22 protein-coding genes are annotated in these 18,472 nt (G+C 36.0%); 4 read left to right on the top strand and 18 right to left on the bottom strand.

Translation table 11 applies throughout. From position 1 onward, the window contains the following. Position 1: 1 nt before the first annotated feature. The 7 genes from BXY58_RS12120 to BXY58_RS12090 form a co-directional block, all read right to left on the bottom strand. Positions 2-1,054: a nucleoid-associated protein gene (locus BXY58_RS12120; protein ID WP_120214121.1), complete on the bottom strand. Its 1,053-nt coding sequence runs from the start codon at positions 1,052-1,054 to the stop codon at positions 2-4. 308 nt (positions 1,055-1,362) lie between these two features. Continuing rightward, positions 1,363-1,542: a DUF3606 domain-containing protein gene (locus BXY58_RS12115; protein ID WP_120214120.1), complete on the bottom strand. Its 180-nt coding sequence runs from the start codon at positions 1,540-1,542 to the stop codon at positions 1,363-1,365. A gap of 851 nt (positions 1,543-2,393) precedes the next feature. Then, on the bottom strand, positions 2,394-3,332 hold the full coding sequence (locus BXY58_RS12110; protein ID WP_120214119.1) for a hypothetical protein: 939 nt from the start codon (positions 3,330-3,332) through the stop codon (positions 2,394-2,396). 3 nt (positions 3,333-3,335) lie between these two features. Beyond that, complete coding sequence (locus BXY58_RS12105; RefSeq protein ID WP_120214118.1) at positions 3,336-4,985, bottom strand: hypothetical protein; 1,650 nt, start codon at positions 4,983-4,985, stop codon at positions 3,336-3,338. Positions 4,986-4,996: 11 nt separating this feature from the next. Beyond that, the gene (locus BXY58_RS12100; RefSeq protein ID WP_120214117.1) at positions 4,997-5,512 is read right to left on the bottom strand and encodes a phage tail protein; all 516 of its coding nucleotides are present in this window, start codon (positions 5,510-5,512) and stop codon (positions 4,997-4,999) included. A gap of 173 nt (positions 5,513-5,685) precedes the next feature. Next, on the bottom strand, positions 5,686-6,012 hold the full coding sequence (locus BXY58_RS12095) for a hypothetical protein (RefSeq protein WP_221408302.1): 327 nt from the start codon (positions 6,010-6,012) through the stop codon (positions 5,686-5,688). Between the two features lie 25 nt (positions 6,013-6,037). Beyond that, the gene (locus BXY58_RS12090; protein WP_120214116.1) at positions 6,038-6,298 is read right to left on the bottom strand and encodes a helix-turn-helix domain-containing protein; all 261 of its coding nucleotides are present in this window, start codon (positions 6,296-6,298) and stop codon (positions 6,038-6,040) included. Positions 6,299-6,779: 481 nt separating this feature from the next. Between BXY58_RS12090 and BXY58_RS12085 the strand changes: the two genes are divergently transcribed. Genes BXY58_RS12085 through BXY58_RS12070 form a run of 4 tightly spaced genes read left to right on the top strand, consistent with a single transcriptional unit; the run spans position 6,780 to position 8,750 of the window. Further along, complete coding sequence (locus BXY58_RS12085; RefSeq protein WP_120214115.1) at positions 6,780-7,181, top strand: single-stranded DNA-binding protein; 402 nt, start codon at positions 6,780-6,782, stop codon at positions 7,179-7,181. A 35-nt stretch (positions 7,182-7,216) separates the two neighbouring features. Next, positions 7,217-8,290, top strand: coding sequence for a DUF932 domain-containing protein (locus tag BXY58_RS12080; RefSeq protein WP_120214114.1), 1,074 nt, complete (start codon positions 7,217-7,219; stop codon positions 8,288-8,290). A gap of 48 nt (positions 8,291-8,338) precedes the next feature. Beyond that, the gene (locus BXY58_RS12075; protein ID WP_120214113.1) at positions 8,339-8,548 is read left to right on the top strand and encodes a hypothetical protein; all 210 of its coding nucleotides are present in this window, start codon (positions 8,339-8,341) and stop codon (positions 8,546-8,548) included. Beyond that, positions 8,523-8,750, top strand: a complete 228-nt coding sequence (locus tag BXY58_RS12070) for a hypothetical protein (protein ID WP_120214112.1) — start codon at positions 8,523-8,525, stop codon at positions 8,748-8,750. The genes BXY58_RS12075 and BXY58_RS12070 overlap by 26 nt, the downstream gene beginning before the upstream one ends. A 726-nt stretch (positions 8,751-9,476) precedes the next feature. Here the strand turns inward: BXY58_RS12070 and BXY58_RS12060 are convergent. The 11 genes from BXY58_RS12060 to BXY58_RS12010 form a co-directional block, all read right to left on the bottom strand. Beyond that, on the bottom strand, positions 9,477-9,854 hold the full coding sequence (locus BXY58_RS12060) for a DUF3872 domain-containing protein (RefSeq protein ID WP_229728448.1): 378 nt from the start codon (positions 9,852-9,854) through the stop codon (positions 9,477-9,479). 73 nt (positions 9,855-9,927) lie between these two features. After that, entirely contained in the window at positions 9,928-10,488 is a 561-nt protein-coding gene (locus BXY58_RS12055; protein ID WP_120214109.1) for a conjugal transfer protein TraO, read from the bottom strand. A 1-nt stretch (position 10,489) separates the two neighbouring features. Next, complete coding sequence (gene traN, locus BXY58_RS12050) at positions 10,490-11,392, bottom strand: conjugative transposon protein TraN (RefSeq protein ID WP_120214108.1); 903 nt, start codon at positions 11,390-11,392, stop codon at positions 10,490-10,492. Positions 11,393-11,408: 16 nt separating this feature from the next. Further along, a complete protein-coding gene (gene traM, locus BXY58_RS12045) occupies positions 11,409-12,707 on the bottom strand; it encodes a conjugative transposon protein TraM (protein WP_120214107.1) in 1,299 nt (432 codons plus the stop codon). Positions 12,708-12,710: 3 nt separating this feature from the next. Continuing rightward, positions 12,711-12,980 carry a hypothetical protein gene (locus BXY58_RS12040; RefSeq protein WP_229728443.1) on the bottom strand — a complete coding sequence of 90 codons (270 nt, stop codon included), beginning with the start codon at positions 12,978-12,980 and terminating at the stop codon, positions 12,711-12,713. A gap of 10 nt (positions 12,981-12,990) precedes the next feature. Then, positions 12,991-13,614, bottom strand: a complete 624-nt coding sequence (gene traK, locus BXY58_RS12035) for a conjugative transposon protein TraK (RefSeq protein WP_120214106.1) — start codon at positions 13,612-13,614, stop codon at positions 12,991-12,993. 13 nt (positions 13,615-13,627) lie between these two features. Then, the gene (gene traJ / locus BXY58_RS12030; RefSeq protein ID WP_120214105.1) at positions 13,628-14,620 is read right to left on the bottom strand and encodes a conjugative transposon protein TraJ; all 993 of its coding nucleotides are present in this window, start codon (positions 14,618-14,620) and stop codon (positions 13,628-13,630) included. Between the two features lies 1 nt (position 14,621). Further along, entirely contained in the window at positions 14,622-15,254 is a 633-nt protein-coding gene (locus BXY58_RS12025; protein WP_120214104.1) for a DUF4141 domain-containing protein, read from the bottom strand. Between the two features lie 21 nt (positions 15,255-15,275). Then, complete coding sequence (locus BXY58_RS12020; protein ID WP_120214103.1) at positions 15,276-17,786, bottom strand: TraG family conjugative transposon ATPase; 2,511 nt, start codon at positions 17,784-17,786, stop codon at positions 15,276-15,278. Beyond that, positions 17,783-18,115, bottom strand: coding sequence for a DUF4133 domain-containing protein (locus tag BXY58_RS12015; protein ID WP_120214191.1), 333 nt, complete (start codon positions 18,113-18,115; stop codon positions 17,783-17,785). Before BXY58_RS12015 ends, BXY58_RS12020 begins: the two co-directional genes overlap by 4 nt. Before the next feature lie 10 nt (positions 18,116-18,125). Continuing rightward, positions 18,126-18,431, bottom strand: a complete 306-nt coding sequence (locus BXY58_RS12010; protein WP_120214102.1) for a DUF4134 domain-containing protein — start codon at positions 18,429-18,431, stop codon at positions 18,126-18,128. Between the last annotated feature and the right edge of the window lie 41 nt (positions 18,432-18,472).

Genomic DNA, 18,472 nt, shown 5'->3' with positions numbered 1-18,472 from the left:
ATTAGTTAACAACTTTAATTTCTCTAGTTTTTATCGTAATATGATAAAAACCATCATTGCTATTTGGAACATTTGGAATATCAATATTTACATCATTCGCATCTCCCTGCCATTCAATTTTAATTCCCTCCGCAGTTTTTCTAATATTCTTCTTTTGAGACGCTGTAAGGACACTCCGACTCGGTTTAAATGATTGTCCATATAAACCAAGACCTTCTAAAAACTCCTTGAGTGATCTTTTCAATTTCCTTTTTCTGCTAGAATCGCTGTCATCAATTACCCTATCAATCAATTTCTTAAAATCTACCATTGAACAATTATTCAAATAATCTATTACTCGATTTTTGTATGATGAGATCTCTTGTGCTGGATCTAAATCCGCTCTATTTGTGATAGTCCAATTAGTTACAGCCTTAACAGTATTAGTTGTCAGTGTAGTTGGTGTTTCCTTTTCATGCACTACTAGAAAGTTTCTAAAGAAATCACTTATTGTCTTTCCTACCCCAGGACTTCGATCATAAGCTAAAACATCCCACTTGTAATAGTCAGTAACATCGATAATTGCTAATTTTTGAATTGATCTTTTGTCTTCAACAAATGTGTTTTTAATCTCCTCTAAAATAGCTTTATTACCTGTTCTCTTATATTCAAAAACTTTCCTGTTATCTAGTTTCAATAGAAAAATTAAGTTATTACTACCGTTTATAGAAACTAATGCTGTAATAAAAACACCATCGTTCATATTTTTTTTATGATGTGATTTAAAAGAGGCAGTTAAATCTTTTGAGATATTAAAGAAATTCCCATTCGGATTTTCAATAATCTTTTCACAGTTTTTATAAACTTCTGAAGTTGAATTATCATTAAAGTCGAACTGGGTTCCTTCGGCTGCTTCCAAAAACTGTAATCGAAAAAAATCCAACTGTTCATCAGTTAAATCCACTTCATCTAAAAAAATAGGATTTAATTCAGACTCAATTATAATGTGAAAAATAAATTTCTCAATTTTAGCAGAAGCCTTTTCAGCTTGGGTAAGAACACTTTCTTTAGGCATATTATTAGTTTTTAGATCTATCCTTATTAAGGTAAAATCAAATATAATAAATATCTGATAATTAAATTTTTACAAATAATAAATTAGTTTTAGTATTTGATTTTTCTTGAATAACAAATCTTTTAGTGATTTCAAATATATGAACCGGCATACATTTTTATTACGGTTTTGCATAAATGATAAAAATAAAAAGCTGTTGAAAATTTCCATTCAGTGTTTTTACTGAATTTTTCTAGTTATTTTAAAGTCTATACACTCTGCAATAATAAATCCCAACTCTCGTCAGGATTTATTACTTAAATTGAAACTTAAACTATTCCAAGATAACGCTTCACATCTGCGACAGAAGTTCCAACTGCCCTTACAGCTTCTTTCAGCCGTTCTTTGGTAACACCAAGTTCATCTGACCAATAGTCAAGTTCCCAGCTTTCGTTCACATTGATTTTTGTAGCATCTTGTGGTCTTCTTTTTCTCAAGTCATCACTCATAATAAAATAATTTTTTGTTAGTAAAGTAAATTTAAAGAGGTTTTATATTATATCATTACGGTTTTCCGTAAAGTAAAAAAATCCTGACTAGAGTAGACTGCACCCAAAAGTTTAGACACTTTTTAGGGGCAGTCCAGAGTTAGGATTTTCTGTTACTTTGATTTTTAGATTTTTCTTCTAAACATGCTGTCTCGGCTATAATTGAATTAAGTTGGCTCTGATTTATTTTAGAAACAACTTGAATGTATGGTGAAAAGCTGGATCAACAAAGATTCTTTTATAAGTTACTTAGCAAGACCAAACTGTGAAACGGCCCTGACCAAAAAAGAATTCAGGTGAAATATTAGAGAACTTAATAAGCAATAGTCTTGCTTTAAAATCTCATTGATATTTTCAAATATCTGTAGTAATATTTAGTCTCCAGTAAATAGAAAATTAAGTAATGCAAAAAGCTATGAGGCTATACTAGTAAAATATGCAGAATCATGAAGATGGAATTTTTCATGTTGCTAAGCAAACATTTACTACTATTGGTACACTATTGAATGGTGTGTCAATATTAAGTTATTAGTCAAATAGTTGGTTAAACAAGTATAAAAATTAAACATCTAAATAAACTGATTTTGATAGGAAGATAGTGAGGGTTTTTGTAACTTCTTCTCGTCCTTTTTATTGATAAGCGTTTCGCTGTACCATCTTGTAATAGGCCTTATATAAGGCATTTGCAATAAGTAGTAAAATCCATTATAAAAATTTACTTAGTAAAAGTAGAAAGTTTCGTTCGGATTTGCAAGTAAAAGATTACTAATTTTGAACAGATAATGTGGGATAAATTTTAAAAATATTATTAGTTATATAACTTGTTCCCAATCATTACTGAAATTACCACTAGGTGCACTATACGGATTTTTTGGTTTAAAGACCCTACCACTCATATCCACAAATAAGGCTCCTCTAAAAATATTAGTACCAACCTTAACGTCTTCAAAAGTATGAGTGCCAATAGCAGCCAAGCTATGTTCAGCCCCCGTAACCGATACAACTTGTCGATCTGGCTTTAATGAAAGCGTTGTTGCAATTGGTTCTGACGGAAATGCTAGGGCAGCACCTCGACTTCTTGGGGTCATAGGTTCGGCAGTTAAATCTGTAGGATGCAAATGCAATCTGTCTGAAACAATAGCGTTTGTAGTTGAATGTGGCCCCAGACCTGGAGCATTGCTTGCTAAGTTATTAAGTGCTTTTATTAGTTGTAATTTCGATATGGCCTTTTTTATTGAATTAAGGCTTGCTTCCTTGTATTGTTTATGTGCATCCTCTACTTCCTTCCTTGTACTACTATATAAACCAGCCAGTTCGATATATTTATCTCTCACGGTTGGATCTTTAATAGTTTTAAACGCATTTTCACAATGTACACTTGCCCTGACTAGGCTTGAACAAAGTTTATCAACATCACCACTGCTGCCATTTAAAATTAGATCTCTAATTTTAGAATAGGGTGCTCTATGTGGAGCTGCTAAATCTTTAATACTTAGGTTGGCCTTCATCCAATCATCAGCAGTAGCCAATCCGGCCTCTAGTCTTGCCGCCTTTTCTTTCGCTGTGCTAAATGAAGGTCTTTCAAAAGTTGATTTTGTTAAAACTGCCAACGAATTTTTTATTTTTATAATAAGCTGATGTATTGATGGTTTTTTATTTGCAATCAGCTTCGTCGATTTTTTTTTAGCTTTTTTAGATGCTAAAGCAGTCGAAGGCTTTCCTCCCGAAGTTTTCACTATTTTTGGAGGCATACTTTAACTCTTTTCTATTGATACCGCTCTGATTGCATATCCGTTCCCAGCAATATAATCAGATCCAATAAGTTCAATTTTTATATCTATTAAATTCAAACCTAGTTGCAGATAGTCGTGATAATCAACAGATGAAAAATTTTGATTTCTCAGTGCTATTGATAAAAGATTGTTTTCTCCGCCTTCTGCTTCTTGTGCATCAACATATTTTGTAATCTTATTGTCTTCCTGTCCATTTATTATAAATGTTAACATAATTCCAATGGATCCTGTTTTCCAATGTTTGATATATAAAGTGTAGTCATTTACATTATCTGTTATTTTGAAAAACAAACTCATAGTAAGAGAAGTACAATTAACTGAAAACACTGTACTTAATGCCGTCTCTGAAACGGAAAAACCGCCTAAACCACAATTTAACGGGTATGTTGTAGTATCTTTAATAAGTAAATTATTGGACCCAGAAATTATTTTGAAAGGTATTGGTGGAGCAACATCAGTTCCAGGTACTGGGTTAACAGTAAATTTATTTGGCACAAATCCTATTATCCCACTTTTAACAGGGTTTCCTAAAACATCTAATCCCATTATTGGTAAGTCAATTTTGGTTATTAGAGCATTAGGAGGCACCGTTTGTAACATAGTTGGATTTTTCTCAAGGTAAGCAGATACTGTAATGTTATCATTTAAACAATGGGCACCACGGAAGAATAAAATATCATGATTTAATTCCAATTCATCATCTGAATTATCATCTAATGTAACCAACCATACCGATTTCATCATAAAATTTATACCAAACATTGCCAACTGGCTTGGTGGATATAGAGAAACGCCATCATATAATCTTGCTGACATAGATGATGGAATTACAATCTCTGTTAAGTATGCATATTTTGGGTCAGGATTAGGATAAGTTTTACCATTAGTTTTTCTGCACTCAATCACATCCCAGGGATATTCTTGTCCAAAAGTCCAAGATGGATTTTTAGTTAAGGGATTTACTAAAGAATAAGCTCCCCAATCTTTCATACTCATCGAAGTTGACGAAGAGTTTTCGTTACTATTACTTCTAGAAGATTCATATCCATTCGTATGCGATCGTTCTTGGCTACTTGTTTCTGAATGCTCAAAGCTAGAAGTAACGCTACCCATACCCATATCCCCTTGAAATCCTGCTGTAACAGACGTACCATATGAATTAGTCTGTGATGTTGAAGACCCTACAGTATCACTTTTACTTGTTCCTGAAGTTTGACCCGAAGTATTACCAGATGTTCCTGAGGATTGAATCTTCGTATTAACAGTTTGTGGCGAATAATCAAGCAATTCATAATTTATCCCTGATGTCGTATTATTTATGGATATAATGCTATTTAACAAGGCGGGATAAAGTTCGTAACTTGTTAAATTGGTATCTGGACTAACATCCATACCTGATTTATTGTAAATAGTAATTCTTTGAGAGACCTGAACAATAAATTTCCTTGTCTTACTTTTCGTAACTGATTGTGTGTTGTTAACCTGTACATCGTCATATGCATTAACCTGGTATTCTGCATAAAAAGTTCCTATTGTATTGTTTTGTTCGTCGGAACCGTCTAATAATTTACAATATTTTGTAAAAGTTTTTGGATCGTTTTTTTTAAACATAACAAGATATTTTAGTTACCAGCAAAAATTATAAAATTTACAGCATAATATGGTTGCATATTATTGTGTGCTTGGTCATTACCTTGTACATCGGTTCCGGCAATATTGGTTGATGGATTAGTTTCGAAAGGTTGATCATTATCATCCTCCCCTTTAAAACTCCGTGAATGAATTCCAAAATTGCCCCCGTTTATTTTATGACTATGCTTAGCGAGCTCGTCAACCGTCAATTGGTGCTTGTATTCTCCTCCTGTATATGCTAATGGCCAATTGTTTGAAGCATCAAAATTTGGTTTTGTACCATCACTTTGTTGATCATTTGAAGGAATTCCTGTACCTATTAACGTTCTTCCACAGAGATTGGGTGTTTTGGTGCTGCCTAATAATGTTATTAAGGATTGGTAGTTAGCAGAAATTTCCGAGCCATCACAAAGGAGCCAATTCGCCGGAAGTGATTTTATTGGAAGTGCAAAAGGTATAATGGTTCCCATTGGTACTTGCCCAAATTCAATTTGTAAATCTTTCATGATAATTTCTTATTTTAGTTTAATAATTATAAAAAGACTATTAAGTAATAGTCATCTGTTATTACAAATTTATGATGGTTAAATGAGATGATGTTAAGTATAAGTAACCAATTTTGTTAATCAGTATATATCCCAATATGATTCTGATTTGCTATCAAGAAAAGCTAATAAATTTATTTTTTATTTCTCTTTCCGATAGCCTTCAACTCCCCACCAAACTCCACCATCACTACCTGGCTTCCTTGAAATGGATTATACGACGGCTGATAATCAATATAGCCTGAAGAGTGTAAATTCTTCAGGCATTTATGATAGGTGGCTTTTGAACGGATTTTACTAAGCCGCATCACCTCATCGCGGGAAATACTGACCGGATTTCGGAACCGATTGAAATTCCAGAACTGGAACAAGGCTAAGTAAAGGCTGATGTGTGTAGGATTTAGTGTATTGTCTTGAGTCACCTTTTCATAGAAACCTGTGAGATGTTTTATATAATTCATTTTTGGTCGTTTTTGGAACTAATAATTATCCTTTGCCATTTAGCATTTTTTCAATGTCTTTGTAATTGTAGTATAAAGTTCCTCCAACACGGGTATAAGATAAATTTCCATTGATACGAAGTTTTTGTAATGTTCCGGAGGAGATTTTTAAAAGTTCTTTGACCTCTGAAGAGCGGAGCCATAATTTCTGATGGGAAATCTTGATTTGAAACAGGTTTTGTAGGTCTTCCAGCAATTCGTTTTTGAATTTCTGAAGGTCTTCTTTTGTGATCAAGTTCACTTCCATAATTTACACATTTTCTTTATTATACAGACGTCTATTTTAACCAACATCATATTTCATTTATGTTGTTCAATAACGTTTGTTAAAAGTATATTTTAATCCATTGCTGTCTGATAATGGGTAAGAAACAGAATACTTTGGCATTTCGAGTCTGTACCAAATAATTATTTGTGGATATTCTACTTAATATCATAGGATATGGAAATTTTCCATAACAAACCGGTAAAAAGGCAACTAAGGTATTGTTGCCAGCCGTCAGCTAATTCCACCAAAAGACTACGGCATAAACGGTTTCCTCCCTAAAGGTGCCCTCCAATTATTCCGTTTCCTTTTGGCCTTTTCTCCTTGTCAACACTTCATATCTGCTTTCTTTTTTCCGGTTTTTCTTTTGAAAAATATTTAGCGAAGCCCGACAGGGTTGTAAGAAAGGACGGAGAAGAGATTGAAAACATATCAAAATGTACGATCTTAAAAACAAACAGTTATGAACATTATCGAAAGACTGACAAGAGATGCGGAAGTGCGCATCCTATCTAATGAAAAACAAGTAGTCAATTTCTCAATTGCTACCAATGACAATTATCGCAATAAACAAGGCGAAAGAATCGAACAAACTACCTATTTCGAATGTTCTTATTGGATTTCTCCGAAAGTGGCTGAAATTCTTACTAAGGGAGCTTTAGTTGAATTAAACGGTAGAGCCTATAGTTCTGCATGGATAGGAAAAGACGGAGAGGCACACGCAGGACTGAATTTCCTTACATCACAGATTAAACTCCACAGCAGTAGTAAAAAGGATAGTAATAGTACAATACCTAAGACTAAAGGAGAAAATGCAAAATCAAAATCAGCAGAAAACGACAAAGACGATGATTTACCATTCTAAAATCAATCAAAATATTAACATTTAAAATTATTATCATGGCACATCAATTAAATTTCAACAACAGAACAGGGAAATACTCATTTTTTACTGTTAAAGAAAAAGCATGGCACAACTTAGGACAGCTTGTGCATGAACACCCAACGAGTGAGGAAGCAATTAAGTTTGCAGGACTTGACTATGATGTAGAGAAATCTCCTCTATTTACCAAAGGCTCAGGAATTTTAGAAAATGACAACGGAATTAAAATGATTGATTCGGAATTGGAAGTTCCTAACTATTTTGCCAACATCCGAACTGATAATAATATGGTGTTAGGTGTAGTTGGAAAAGATTATCATATTGTTCAAAATCGTGAAGCCTTTTCTTTTTTTGATTCAATTGTAGGCGGTGGGAACGGTATTTTATACGAGACTGCAGGAGCTTTAGGAAATGGCGAAAGAATTTTTATTACAGCCAAACTTCCCGATTATATCCGTGTTGGAAACGGTGATGATATTACAGAAAAATATATTTTCTTAACAACCTCACATGATGGAAGCGGAAGCATTACCGCCGCATTTACACCCATCCGTATCGTTTGCCAAAATACTTTAAACGCATCTCTCAAAAACATGAGCAATGTTGTACGTATCAGACATACCGCAGGAGCAAAACAACGGTTGGAAGATGCTCATAAGGTAATGGGATTAGCGAACAAATTGAGCAATGAATTGGAAAATACTTTTAATTATTGGTCAAAAATAACCATCGGAGACGCTGAAATGAAAAAGTTAATTCAATTGGCGCTCTGCCCAAACAAAGAAACTTTAAATCATCTTCAAAAGGGAAACTTTGACGAACTGTCAACTGTCTTTAAAAATACCGTTGATGATGCTTTTGCCTATGCTATGATGAGCGATACACAGCAGATGGAAACGACCAAAGGGACTTTGTTCGGTGCTTATAACGCTGTTAATGGTTTTTACCAAAATGTAAAGACCTACAAAGATGATGAAGCCAAACTACAATCTATTGTTATGGGTGGAACTGCACAAATCAAATCGCAAAAAGCATTTGAATTATGTACAGGATTCGCAAAAGAGGGCAAAGACGTTTTTAATCTTAATTAATCTCAGAGGCAACCGCCTGTGTGGTGGTTGCTTCTAAAAATCACTATCATGAAAATTAAGGACTTACACGGAAAAGGTATTGAAATAACCGATTTAGAAAAAGCGATTAAACAAGCGGAAACTTTCAAAGGCTACTCTCATCAAGATAAAAGCTTTGCAGAATTTGATAAAAGACAGAAAGCTTACTGGACTGACATCTATGAAAAATTACTCATCTTAAAAAAGAAACAAAATGAGCGTTCTATCTCAAAAGACTGAATACAAAGCATTAGCTATCATCGGTCGTATTATCAAAGAATTCGAAAATCTTCATCTTTTAAATATGACAAAAATAGATGATGAAGATTTAACGAAAGCAAGAAATTTACTTGAGACCATTATTCAATCCAATGGCTACAAGGTTAATTATAACGGTAATTCTAAAAAATCAATCTTAAAAAACAATTACAATGAACACTAATTTTGTCAACCATATAAATCAAATAGTGCTTAAAAGCAATTTAAATATGTACCCGCTAAAAGTTGACTGAAAAAAATGTGGCAAAAAGACAATTCCGACTTAAGTCGGAATTGTCTTTTTGCATATAATGTCACAACCTATTTGAATTGCCATCACTTCAGCGACGATTTCAAAAAAGTTGTAGAAAAGTTGACGTGTCATATCAAAATGACGAAAAAAAGATCATTTCGCTCTATGGTTGAAAATATCTTTTTTATTTTTTTTGGAGCAACACTTTCGAGTTCCATCGCACGATCTTTTCATTTCGAAAAAGTTGCGGTTTAACAGGTTTTAACCTTTAATTAAACAATGTAAATACTCTTCTGTGTATTGCTTTGAATTCGTTTTGCAACTCTTGAACTTAGGATATTTTACAGACGAACAGGCATATTCTCCTATACTTGACATCATCTCTGCAATCCTTGAATGCTTAATAAAGCCCTCATTGTTGTAGCTTAGAAATATATATGTAAATTGTGCATTTCTAGGGAGTTCAAACAAGCTGTCTTCAGCAATCCGTTTTAGTCAGAAATTAGATGTTTTGTATGGTCTTAATCCTGTTTGTCCCTGAGGCTTAAATTCGGTGTGGTAAATAGCAATTGTGTTTAGTTTAGTAAATGATAATTAAGAACTATACCAAAAACGGCTTGGTTTAAAACCAAGCCATCAACATCACATCAATTTTTATTATGAAGCATTACCAAACTCAAAATCTAATTGCTTCTCATTACCAAAACTATCTTTGATCCAAATACTGAATTGGTGAGATTCTTGTGATTCAGAAGTATAATACAGCCTGAATTGTTTATGCGGTAATAGATATTCATCATTTGGAAGATATGGTACATCATAATGATGTTGAAGTTTGCCGCTTCCTTCGTATTGAAAATATCGTATGCTGTATTTAGTTTCACTAAAGTTAGCAGATGTTTTCAAAGACATTCTTATTTCTACTGTTTCTCCTTCTTTGATCTTACTGGGAATAGGCATCATCTTAACATCGAACGGAAAGTTTTGCTTTATGTCCAAATCATCATTCTGACATGAATTAAAAACTATACCCATTAAAACCAGGATAAGTGGATACTTTAAAAGATTTAGTATTTTATAATTAGTTGCATTTGTCATATTAGATATTTTAAAAATTATACCGTAGTCCTAATCCAATCAAAGAATGTAAAATTCCAAGCTGGCTGTTCTGCAAAAACCGCAATTGACCATCTACAATAAAGACCATGTGTTCAGTCAGATAACTTTCTAAAGATAACTTACCTGAAACTCCATATACAAAGCTTTCTGTAGTGTTCAATAAGGAACCGTCGTAAATTAGTGGTTTATTTCTGTTAACCACTTCATAGCCAGCAAGAGCACCGAGTCCAAAATTCAAATTTACATTTCGCATTGAATCACCTACCAAATAGAAACTGTAACCAGCATTCAGTAGATAGATATCAATCGGTATTTCGTAATTTCTGTACTTATAATATTTCCTGCTGTATTCAGCCCTTCCAAAAACATATTTACCGTTCTTACCATAAGAAATAAGACCAGCTGCTAATACATAATTCTGCTTTTCAGGAGAATGAGGATATACTGAGTAGGATATTTCAAATCCCTTTTGCTTTGGAATCATCTGCTGTGCAAATGATTGTACATTCATTGTTAAAATGAAAAGCATTATTATCAATAATCTGTTCATCTTAGTTGGTTTTGAAATTTAAGCTATTGATAAGTTTCGCATTGATTAGCTCGGTATTCTCAAGCTGAACTTTTTGATGTCGTCCACCATTCTTTTCCAGAATCTCAATTTCTAAGACCTGATCTTTTAGTAGTGTAAATTGCTCCAATAAGTAAACACCCTTTATCTTAGAATGGTGCATTGCGGTCATCACCGGAAAATAAAATCTAATCGGCTCTAACAGCTTATCCTGAACAACTGTTCTTTTTAAGTTCTTTTTATCTACAATTTTGAAGTTGACCATTTCAATATCATAAGCGACATTACTACTGTTATCAATTTCAATGGTAAAATAGAATTTACTGTCATTGATGTGTAATGCTCTGACTGAAAACTGAATACCAAAGCTTTTCGAGGCTATATACTTTACGGTTTTGCGACTTTTTTTGTAAAGATTTTCCATAATCAATTCTGTCAGAGATGAAGAACTTCCTTTTAGATCTTCAAAAAGTACATCGGTTGAGTATTGACGTTCATTGCTTCTCTGCATCTTTAACAGATCATAGCTGAGAACATCAGGATAAGAGCTGTAAAAGACATCAAAACTGTAAAACTTACCATCTTCCGTAATCACCGAAAAATTGGTTTCTTCTTCAAAATCTCTGACTGCAGATTTTATCCTCAGAACGTTGCCGATAGGTTCTGCCTTATTCGCAACCAACAATTCACTTCCCAAATCAACATAGCGAATAGGAGATGGAAAAATCACGTGGCTCGTTTTACTGTACGTCACCTGCATTCTGTAAGGTTCCAATCTTGCCTCTTCGAGAGAAACATTGATCATTGCCGAATCCTGACCAAGTGCTTTGCTGAAAAACAGCAGAAATAATATGATGAGAATATAATGGCTCTTTTGTGTATTCATTTTTTAATTTTTTTGATTAATTATCTTTGGGTACAAGCAAAACCTGATGGCCTGCTTTTACGATGACCTTTGATTGTCTTATCCTCTTTTGGAAATAGCCGGACAAACCCTGCACAACTCCCCTGCTCAGATCAGCGGCAATCTGTTGTCCTGCTGACTGGGTCATCATAATATTGGTACCTGAAGTCTGACTCATATTAGCGACAATATCACTTACGGCTGTTTGTTCTGGTGAATAAGGAATATACAACCCTGGCTGTCCGTCATTGTCGTGGACATTGATTTCTACAGGATAGACATTCCCTTGGTATTGAATGGAAGAAATTTTTAGCTGAAGTCTTCCACCCTGAAATTTCCCTGCAGCAATCAATACGCTTCCAGCGGGAATTTCAGCACGCCCCAGTTGCATTCCCTCAGCAAGCCTTATGGATAATGTTTTTTCATTAACTAAAGTCTTTGTTTCATAGACCGTAGCCCGTATCGCATTTTTAGATGAGGCTGAATTCTTTGAATTATTTTGTGTCTCATAAAATCTGTTCTGATTCAAACCTGCAATAAATGCACTGTCAGAGGACTCTCTGTATAATGTCGAAACAATTCTGTTAAATGCTGGTTTTGCGGGTGTCAGCTTAATCTTCTTTTCAATTGACTTTTCATCCTCTTCTTTTGGTGCTGGCTCTTCCTGCTTCGCATTCGTTGGAAGGTATTTAGCTGCCATCTGATATGATTTTTCCATCAGCTCTAACTGGTCGTTCATTCCAAGAACTGCCGGAGCAGCGTTATTCTGCTTCGCTTCATTCTTTAATCTTGAAATTTCTTTCCTAAGATTATGGACTTCCTGATCATCCCGACTATAAAATGAACTCAAGGTCTGCTGTGCATTACGATAACTGTTGACCGCATTCTGATCTGATTGTTGAAGATCATTTTTACTATGGGTAGAAAGTGATTGACTATTTTCGTTATTTAATCTGTTATGATCATTCCAATAGTCGGACAAAGTGGTCATTGCATTCCTTTTCTCTTCATTCTTTTGCTCCAACAGCTGCTGCTCATAAGCCTTTTGTTTATCTGATTGCAGCTGACCGTCCTTCGCCTGTGGAATAGCAGCATTAAATCCCGCTTCTTCAACAATTTTATTATCGGATTTTGGTTTAAAGATCAGATAAAAGCAACCTAAACAAACTGCTGTCATCAAGAAGTATATAATCGGTTTTTTCATTTTCTCCCATTGAACCTTAGAATTATCACTCACATCATTAGAATTTTGAGGGACATCATTTTCTGTCAATTTAATTTTCTCTGAATCTTTCATATGCTATTCTTTAATGGGTATTTCTGTTGTATCAATCTGTCCTGCATCTTTTTCTACCGGTTTCTTAGTAATGGCGTCAATGTGATCGATAGATATGGTGTTGCTTTTTTGCCCCGTTGAAACAATAATATGGATCAGGACGATGACAGTCAGCAAACAATATCCCCCAAAGAAAACCTTCGTCAACAATCGCTGTCTATCTATCGGAAAAACTTTCCAACGGTCTTCTGTCTTCAAAACAAAATTTTCGATTTTATCTCTTAGCTTTTTCATTGTGATCATTTTAGCGTTCAACAGTTTCGATATCTCTATTTTCAATGACATTGAATTTTTCAATCGTAAATCCCTGCGGATTACTGTCAGACCTTACTGAATTAACCAAGGAGCAGTCTGTCACTAAATTCCTGATGGTCAAATTACTGGACCGGATAATAAATTGTCTGGCATAAGTCTTCACGCCATAGGGATAGCTGTTGAAATTTGCAACGACACTATCGATCTCAATCCTTTGCTGAATATTACCGGAGATGATTCTGTTGTAATAGTCTTTCTCATGAAGATCCTTGTAGTAATTAAATGCAGATTGGTCTGCGAGATTAAAGGCTCTCTTTACATTGCTTTCAATCGCATTCTTATCAGGGGCTATCGTGAAAAACAATTCGTGAAATCTTCTGACGTGCTCTCTTGCTTCTACGGGTCTGTTGATTGACATATCCTGCGATAGCGCCACCATTAAAGATTTGCCATTATCCAAGACATATATTTTCTGGCGCTGTTCTTCAGCGAACTGATAGGATTTGAATACGACGACCCCAACGACCCCAAAACACAGTACAGCAAAAACAAACGTAAACAGTCGGATCTGTTTAAAGCTGCTCTCAATATTTCTTAAAGTTTTAAATTCCATAGAACTGTATTTTTTATTTTAGTAATCTTCCCGAAATATTTCCTGTTGTTGAACCTAATGCCGCTCCTGCGACATTGCCCGACTTAGTAGCAGTCTGGTTCACATTGCGCATGAAATTCCCCGCACCACCTGCCTGAATGATCCACCCTGTCACGGTCGGTACCGTAAAATAGCCGATGATGCCAATCACCATATAGATGATGTAAACTGTATTGGAAGTATCAGGAATAAAAGTCGGATCAGCGAGCATCTCGATATCCCGTTCTAAAATCAGAGTTTGTATCTTGGCAAGAATGGCGCTGAATATATCTGCAACCGGAAGCCATAGATAAACACTGATGTATCTTGTCAGCCATTGGCTCAAAGTAGTCTGAAAACCGTCCCATACCGATATCGCAAAGGCAATCGGTCCTAAAATGGAAAGTACAATCAGAAAGAAAGTTCTGATGGTATCGATAACCAATGCAGCCGATTGAAAGAGGATTTCAAGAAATTCACGGAAACCATCTCTGATATCTTTCTTAATCGCAAACATTTCTCTCTCAATATACATTCCTGACATCGTTACCAGATCCGACGGCGACCATCCGAGCTCTTCCAGCTTTTTGTCAAATTCTTCGTTTGAAATCAAATACGCCATCTCAGGATTTCTAAGCATGGCTTCTCGTTCCAAAAGATCTTTTTTCTGCTGCAAATCATTCATATCAAGAACTTGGTTTTCGAGCATGGAATGACTGCCCTGAACAATAGGACTCATCACTCCATTCAGACTTCCTAAGACCAATGTGGTAAAGAACATAATACAGATCCCTATGGCAAAGGGTCTGAGCATCGGGAACAAATCTATCGGTTCCGCGCGGCTCAGCGACTGCCAGACTTTTAAAGCCACATAGAACAGGGCTCCCAAACCGGCAACGCCTTTGGCTACAGTCGCCATATCTGCACACATCGGCATCATTTCTTCGTAGACGGAACGCAGGACTTCGTGTAAGTTGTTCGGTTCCATCTTACCAGTATTTTTGATTAGAAGTTCCGTAAAGATTCAGCACTCTTTGGGTGTTGTTCTGCTTTTTAGCTCTTAGATAGCTTACCGAAATATTTTTATTGGTATAGTATCTTACCAGATTATGATAAGCTTTAACCTCCTTATACACTCGGTCAACAACATCCATTCTTTCTTTATCATTCAGAGAAAGACCATTCGAGGTGATGATTTCTTTCAGTTCTTTCAAGAGTTCTGTACTCTCGGTCAGAAGTGCAGAATAACCATTGGCAATAGAAGCTAATTCCTGAGCATTGAAGTTGGGGTCATTCAGCATCTTTCCGAAATTGTTGACATACATTTCAGAAACATCGCCTACCAAAAGAACGGTCTGCTGAACCTTTCTGGCATCTTTTACCAGATTGTTGACCGCCTTGAGCTTATCGTAATATTCCTTTCCCTGTTCATAAACTTTCTTAACTTCATTGAAGTTCTTTATCACATTAGATACCGTCGATGAGGTCTGCACAATTTCATTGGCAGAGTTTAATATACCTGATGCCAGGTTGGCTGGATCGGTCACTACGAATTGTGCTTTTGCCAATGTTACGGTAGCGAAGAATGCTACCATCATTGTTTTGATGATTAATTGTTTCATTGTTTTAAGATTTTAAATGATTTAATGGTCTTTTGTGTTCGATTTGATTCTCTTTAGAGAAATCCGCTTGATGGCATGTTCTACATTGCCATCAAGTTCTGATGCAAGATTCATCACTTCCATCTTTTCTGTTTCTTCAGTGGTGTAAGCCAGATATTCTTCGGTAGAAACTTCGGTGGCATAAACTGCAGAGTGTGTTCCGCCCAAACCAATCCAGACTTCTTTATACAATCTTCTCGGATCGTTGTTCATATTAATCGACAATACCTGAGATTTCTCCTTGTCAGTCAATCCCAGCATCGCCTGAATGTCATCGAACTTGTTCATATATTTTCGCTGATCCAAAAGAATCTTACAGTCGGAATTGTTGATAATACTTTCCTTCACAATGGGTGACTGGATGATGTCATCGACTTCCTGAGTCACCACAATGGCTTCCCCGAAGAATTTTCTTACTGTCTTGAACAGGTATTTGATATACTCTGCCATCCCCTCTTTGGCGATGGCTTTCCAAGCTTCTTCAATCAAGATCAGCTTTCTGATTCCTTTGAGCCTTCGCATCTTATTAATGAAGACTTCCATAATGATGATGGTCACAATGGGAAACAGAATCTTATGATCTTTAATAGCATCGATTTCAAAAACGATGAAACGCTTGGATAACAAGTCCAGCTGCTTTTCTGAATTGAGCAGATAGTCATATTCTCCTCCTCTGTAATAAGGTTCCAGCACATTAAGAAAGTTGGCAATATCAAAGTCCTTTTCTCTGACTTTCTTTTGTTCCAATACTTTCTGATAATCCTCTTTAACATAATCATAAAAGCCATTGAAAGAAGGATGCTGGGCATTGGATTTTATTTTTTCAATGTATCCGCTGACGGCGTTGGATAATGCTACTTCCTCTGAACGGGTTGGTGGTTCGTCATCTCTTTTCCAAAGTGTCAGAATCAAGGTTTTGATACTCTCCCTTTTTTCAATGTCAAAGACACCGTCATCGGTATAGAATGGATTGAAAGCAATAGGATTGTCTTCGGTATAGGTAAAATAAACCCCATCCTCACCTTTCGTCTTTCCTTTAATCAGTTCACACAATCCCTGATAGGAATTTCCGGTATCGACCAATAGCACATGAGCGCCCTGCTCATAATACTGTCTAACCATGTGGTTGGTGAAGAACGATTTACCGCTTCCTGACGGTCCAAGGATAAATTTATTTCTGTTCGTAATGATCCCCTGCTTCATCGGCAAGTCTGAAATATCCAGATGAATAGGTTTTCCCGTCAGACGATCCGCCATTTTAATCCCAAATGGTGATGGTGAATCCTGATAGTTGGTTTCTTCAGTGAAAAAACACAATGCCGGTTCGATGAATGTGTAGAAACTTTCTTCACTTGGAAAATCTCCTGCATTGCCCGGGATTCCTGCCCAATACAAAGTAGCAGTATCCGTTGTGTTATGGCGGGGCTTGCACTCCATTAAGGCTAAAGCACTACCGGTATCATTCTTTAACTGCTTCAATTCAGCTGGATTATCAGACCAAGACATCACATTGAAATGAGCACGGACAGATTGAAGGCCAAAAGAATGGGCTTCATTCAAATACTTCTCAATCCATTCTTTATTGATTTGATTTGCCCTGCTGTATCTCGCCAGTGAATGCATATTCCTTGCAGATTTTTCAAACTGACGTAGGTTCTCATCACTGTTGTCAATGAACAGATACTGATTGTAAAGATGATTACAGCTTAGCAAAAGCCCCACAGGAGACGCAAATGACAAGAGGCAATCGCTTCGGTCTGTGCTTAACTTTTCATAACGGCTGTGCGATGAGACAGTACCCGGCAAGTCCTCCGTATCCGACAAAGTATGCATACTGATACGGTTATTGCCAATTCTCATTTCCTCTGACCCTAACTTGATATCCTGCAATGACGGATTGATGTCACGGGATAAGGTGAGATATTGTTCCAGTAATCCCGACTGTTCAGAAGTTCCGGATATTTCATCTTCAGTCATTCTTTCCAGATGGATGTATCCACTGTCATTCATAATCCGCTCCAGCTGATCGACAGCTTCGAGAAAACGACTCACAACTTCTTTATCTTTGATTTCCTTCGGAATCAATTTGCCTTTGCAGAGAGATGAAAAATTGCTCTGCATCCGCATTCTCTCTTTACTGGTTTTTGTAATGAACAAGTAGCAGTAATGATTTAAAAAAGGCCGCTCATTGAAATGTCTCTCAAAAGATTTTGAAAGAAAACTCTGGCCTTCTCTTGATAAGTCTGGATTGTAATTTTCCTTGATGAACCAGTCTTGCTTATGGACAACGGTAAAATCAGGGAGTGTTTTGATTGCTTTGAACCAGGCGGAATGCATAGCTTCATACTCAGTGGAAGCAACGGTAAACAATTCAGGCAGCCTAACTTTGAAACAAACCGTAACATCGGCATCTTTTGAAATGATACAATCATTTTCAATCGCCAGCAATGGAAATTTACTTTCCAAAGTGGCTGCTTTGGAAGAATTTCTCATAACGTGGATTTTTTACGGTTTGTTTTCAGATAGCGGTAAATACTCTTACGGTTGATGATATACTGAGGGTGCTTCTTGCGTGCACTCTTTTTCATCAATCCATGTTCACCATATTTTCCATTCATTGCGAAAGTCTGCCAGATCAGCAATCCACTGCTGGCTCCCCCTAGAATCAAACACAGATAGGTATTGACCCCAGCCATATACATAATCATCACGCAGATCAGTAATCCCAGTAAACCACCTGAAAAAATGAAAAGGTATTGTGCTTTAAGTCCCTTGAATTCTACTGTCCTGCCTATTCCCTTATTGATATGATAGGTATTCATACTCATCATTTTAAAGGAAGAATGAGCGAAGGATTGTCGCGGCAACAATCAAGAATATACACGCCCCGAACCAGCTGGCAGCGGTCTTGCTGGTGTCAGGGTCACCGCTGCTAAACTTGTTATAAACCTTAACGCCACCTATTAATCCGACGACCGCACCGATAGCGTAAATTAATTGGGTGGCGGGTTCAAAATAGGAGGTGACCATCTGGGTTGCCTCATTGATGCCGGCAGTGCCATTACCTTGGGCTAAGACTGTTGTTACTGTATAAATAAGTAAAACAACTGTTAGGATTTTTTTTCTTTGCTTTGTCATAATAGATAATTTTTAATGGGATTTTTATGTATCAATGCTGC

The organism is Epilithonimonas arachidiradicis (assembly GCF_003610695.1).
Lineage (GTDB): Bacteria > Bacteroidota > Bacteroidia > Flavobacteriales > Weeksellaceae > Epilithonimonas > Epilithonimonas arachidiradicis.
The sequence above is the reverse complement of the archived record's forward strand: the minus strand, read 5'-3'. Positions and strand labels throughout refer to the sequence as shown.

Coding starts and splice junctions, on each gene's coding strand:
- BXY58_RS12105 (WP_120214118.1), bottom strand. CDS start 4,985: ATGTTTAAAAAAAACGATCCAAAAACTTTTACAAAATATTGTAAATTA.
- BXY58_RS12020 (WP_120214103.1), bottom strand. CDS start 17,786: ATGAGAAATTCTTCCAAAGCAGCCACTTTGGAAAGTAAATTTCCATTG.
- BXY58_RS12115 (WP_120214120.1), bottom strand. CDS start 1,542: ATGAGTGATGACTTGAGAAAAAGAAGACCACAAGATGCTACAAAAATC.
- BXY58_RS12120 (WP_120214121.1), bottom strand. CDS start 1,054: ATGCCTAAAGAAAGTGTTCTTACCCAAGCTGAAAAGGCTTCTGCTAAA.
- BXY58_RS12080 (WP_120214114.1), top strand. CDS start 7,217: ATGGCACATCAATTAAATTTCAACAACAGAACAGGGAAATACTCATTT.
- BXY58_RS12055 (WP_120214109.1), bottom strand. CDS start 10,488: ATGAACAGATTATTGATAATAATGCTTTTCATTTTAACAATGAATGTA.
- BXY58_RS12100 (WP_120214117.1), bottom strand. CDS start 5,512: ATGAAAGATTTACAAATTGAATTTGGGCAAGTACCAATGGGAACCATT.
- BXY58_RS12070 (WP_120214112.1), top strand. CDS start 8,523: ATGAGCGTTCTATCTCAAAAGACTGAATACAAAGCATTAGCTATCATC.
- traN (WP_120214108.1), bottom strand. CDS start 11,392: ATGAATACACAAAAGAGCCATTATATTCTCATCATATTATTTCTGCTG.
- BXY58_RS12040 (WP_229728443.1), bottom strand. CDS start 12,980: ATGAAAAAGCTAAGAGATAAAATCGAAAATTTTGTTTTGAAGACAGAA.
- BXY58_RS12015 (WP_120214191.1), bottom strand. CDS start 18,115: ATGAATACCTATCATATCAATAAGGGAATAGGCAGGACAGTAGAATTC.
- BXY58_RS12060 (WP_229728448.1), bottom strand. CDS start 9,854: ATGGGTATAGTTTTTAATTCATGTCAGAATGATGATTTGGACATAAAG.
- BXY58_RS12110 (WP_120214119.1), bottom strand. CDS start 3,332: ATGCCTCCAAAAATAGTGAAAACTTCGGGAGGAAAGCCTTCGACTGCT.
- BXY58_RS12010 (WP_120214102.1), bottom strand. CDS start 18,431: ATGACAAAGCAAAGAAAAAAAATCCTAACAGTTGTTTTACTTATTTAT.
- traK (WP_120214106.1), bottom strand. CDS start 13,614: ATGGAATTTAAAACTTTAAGAAATATTGAGAGCAGCTTTAAACAGATC.
- BXY58_RS12085 (WP_120214115.1), top strand. CDS start 6,780: ATGAACATTATCGAAAGACTGACAAGAGATGCGGAAGTGCGCATCCTA.
- BXY58_RS12090 (WP_120214116.1), bottom strand. CDS start 6,298: ATGGAAGTGAACTTGATCACAAAAGAAGACCTTCAGAAATTCAAAAAC.
- BXY58_RS12095 (WP_221408302.1), bottom strand. CDS start 6,012: ATGAATTATATAAAACATCTCACAGGTTTCTATGAAAAGGTGACTCAA.
- traJ (WP_120214105.1), bottom strand. CDS start 14,620: ATGGAACCGAACAACTTACACGAAGTCCTGCGTTCCGTCTACGAAGAA.
- traM (WP_120214107.1), bottom strand. CDS start 12,707: ATGAAAGATTCAGAGAAAATTAAATTGACAGAAAATGATGTCCCTCAA.
- BXY58_RS12075 (WP_120214113.1), top strand. CDS start 8,339: ATGAAAATTAAGGACTTACACGGAAAAGGTATTGAAATAACCGATTTA.
- BXY58_RS12025 (WP_120214104.1), bottom strand. CDS start 15,254: ATGAAACAATTAATCATCAAAACAATGATGGTAGCATTCTTCGCTACC.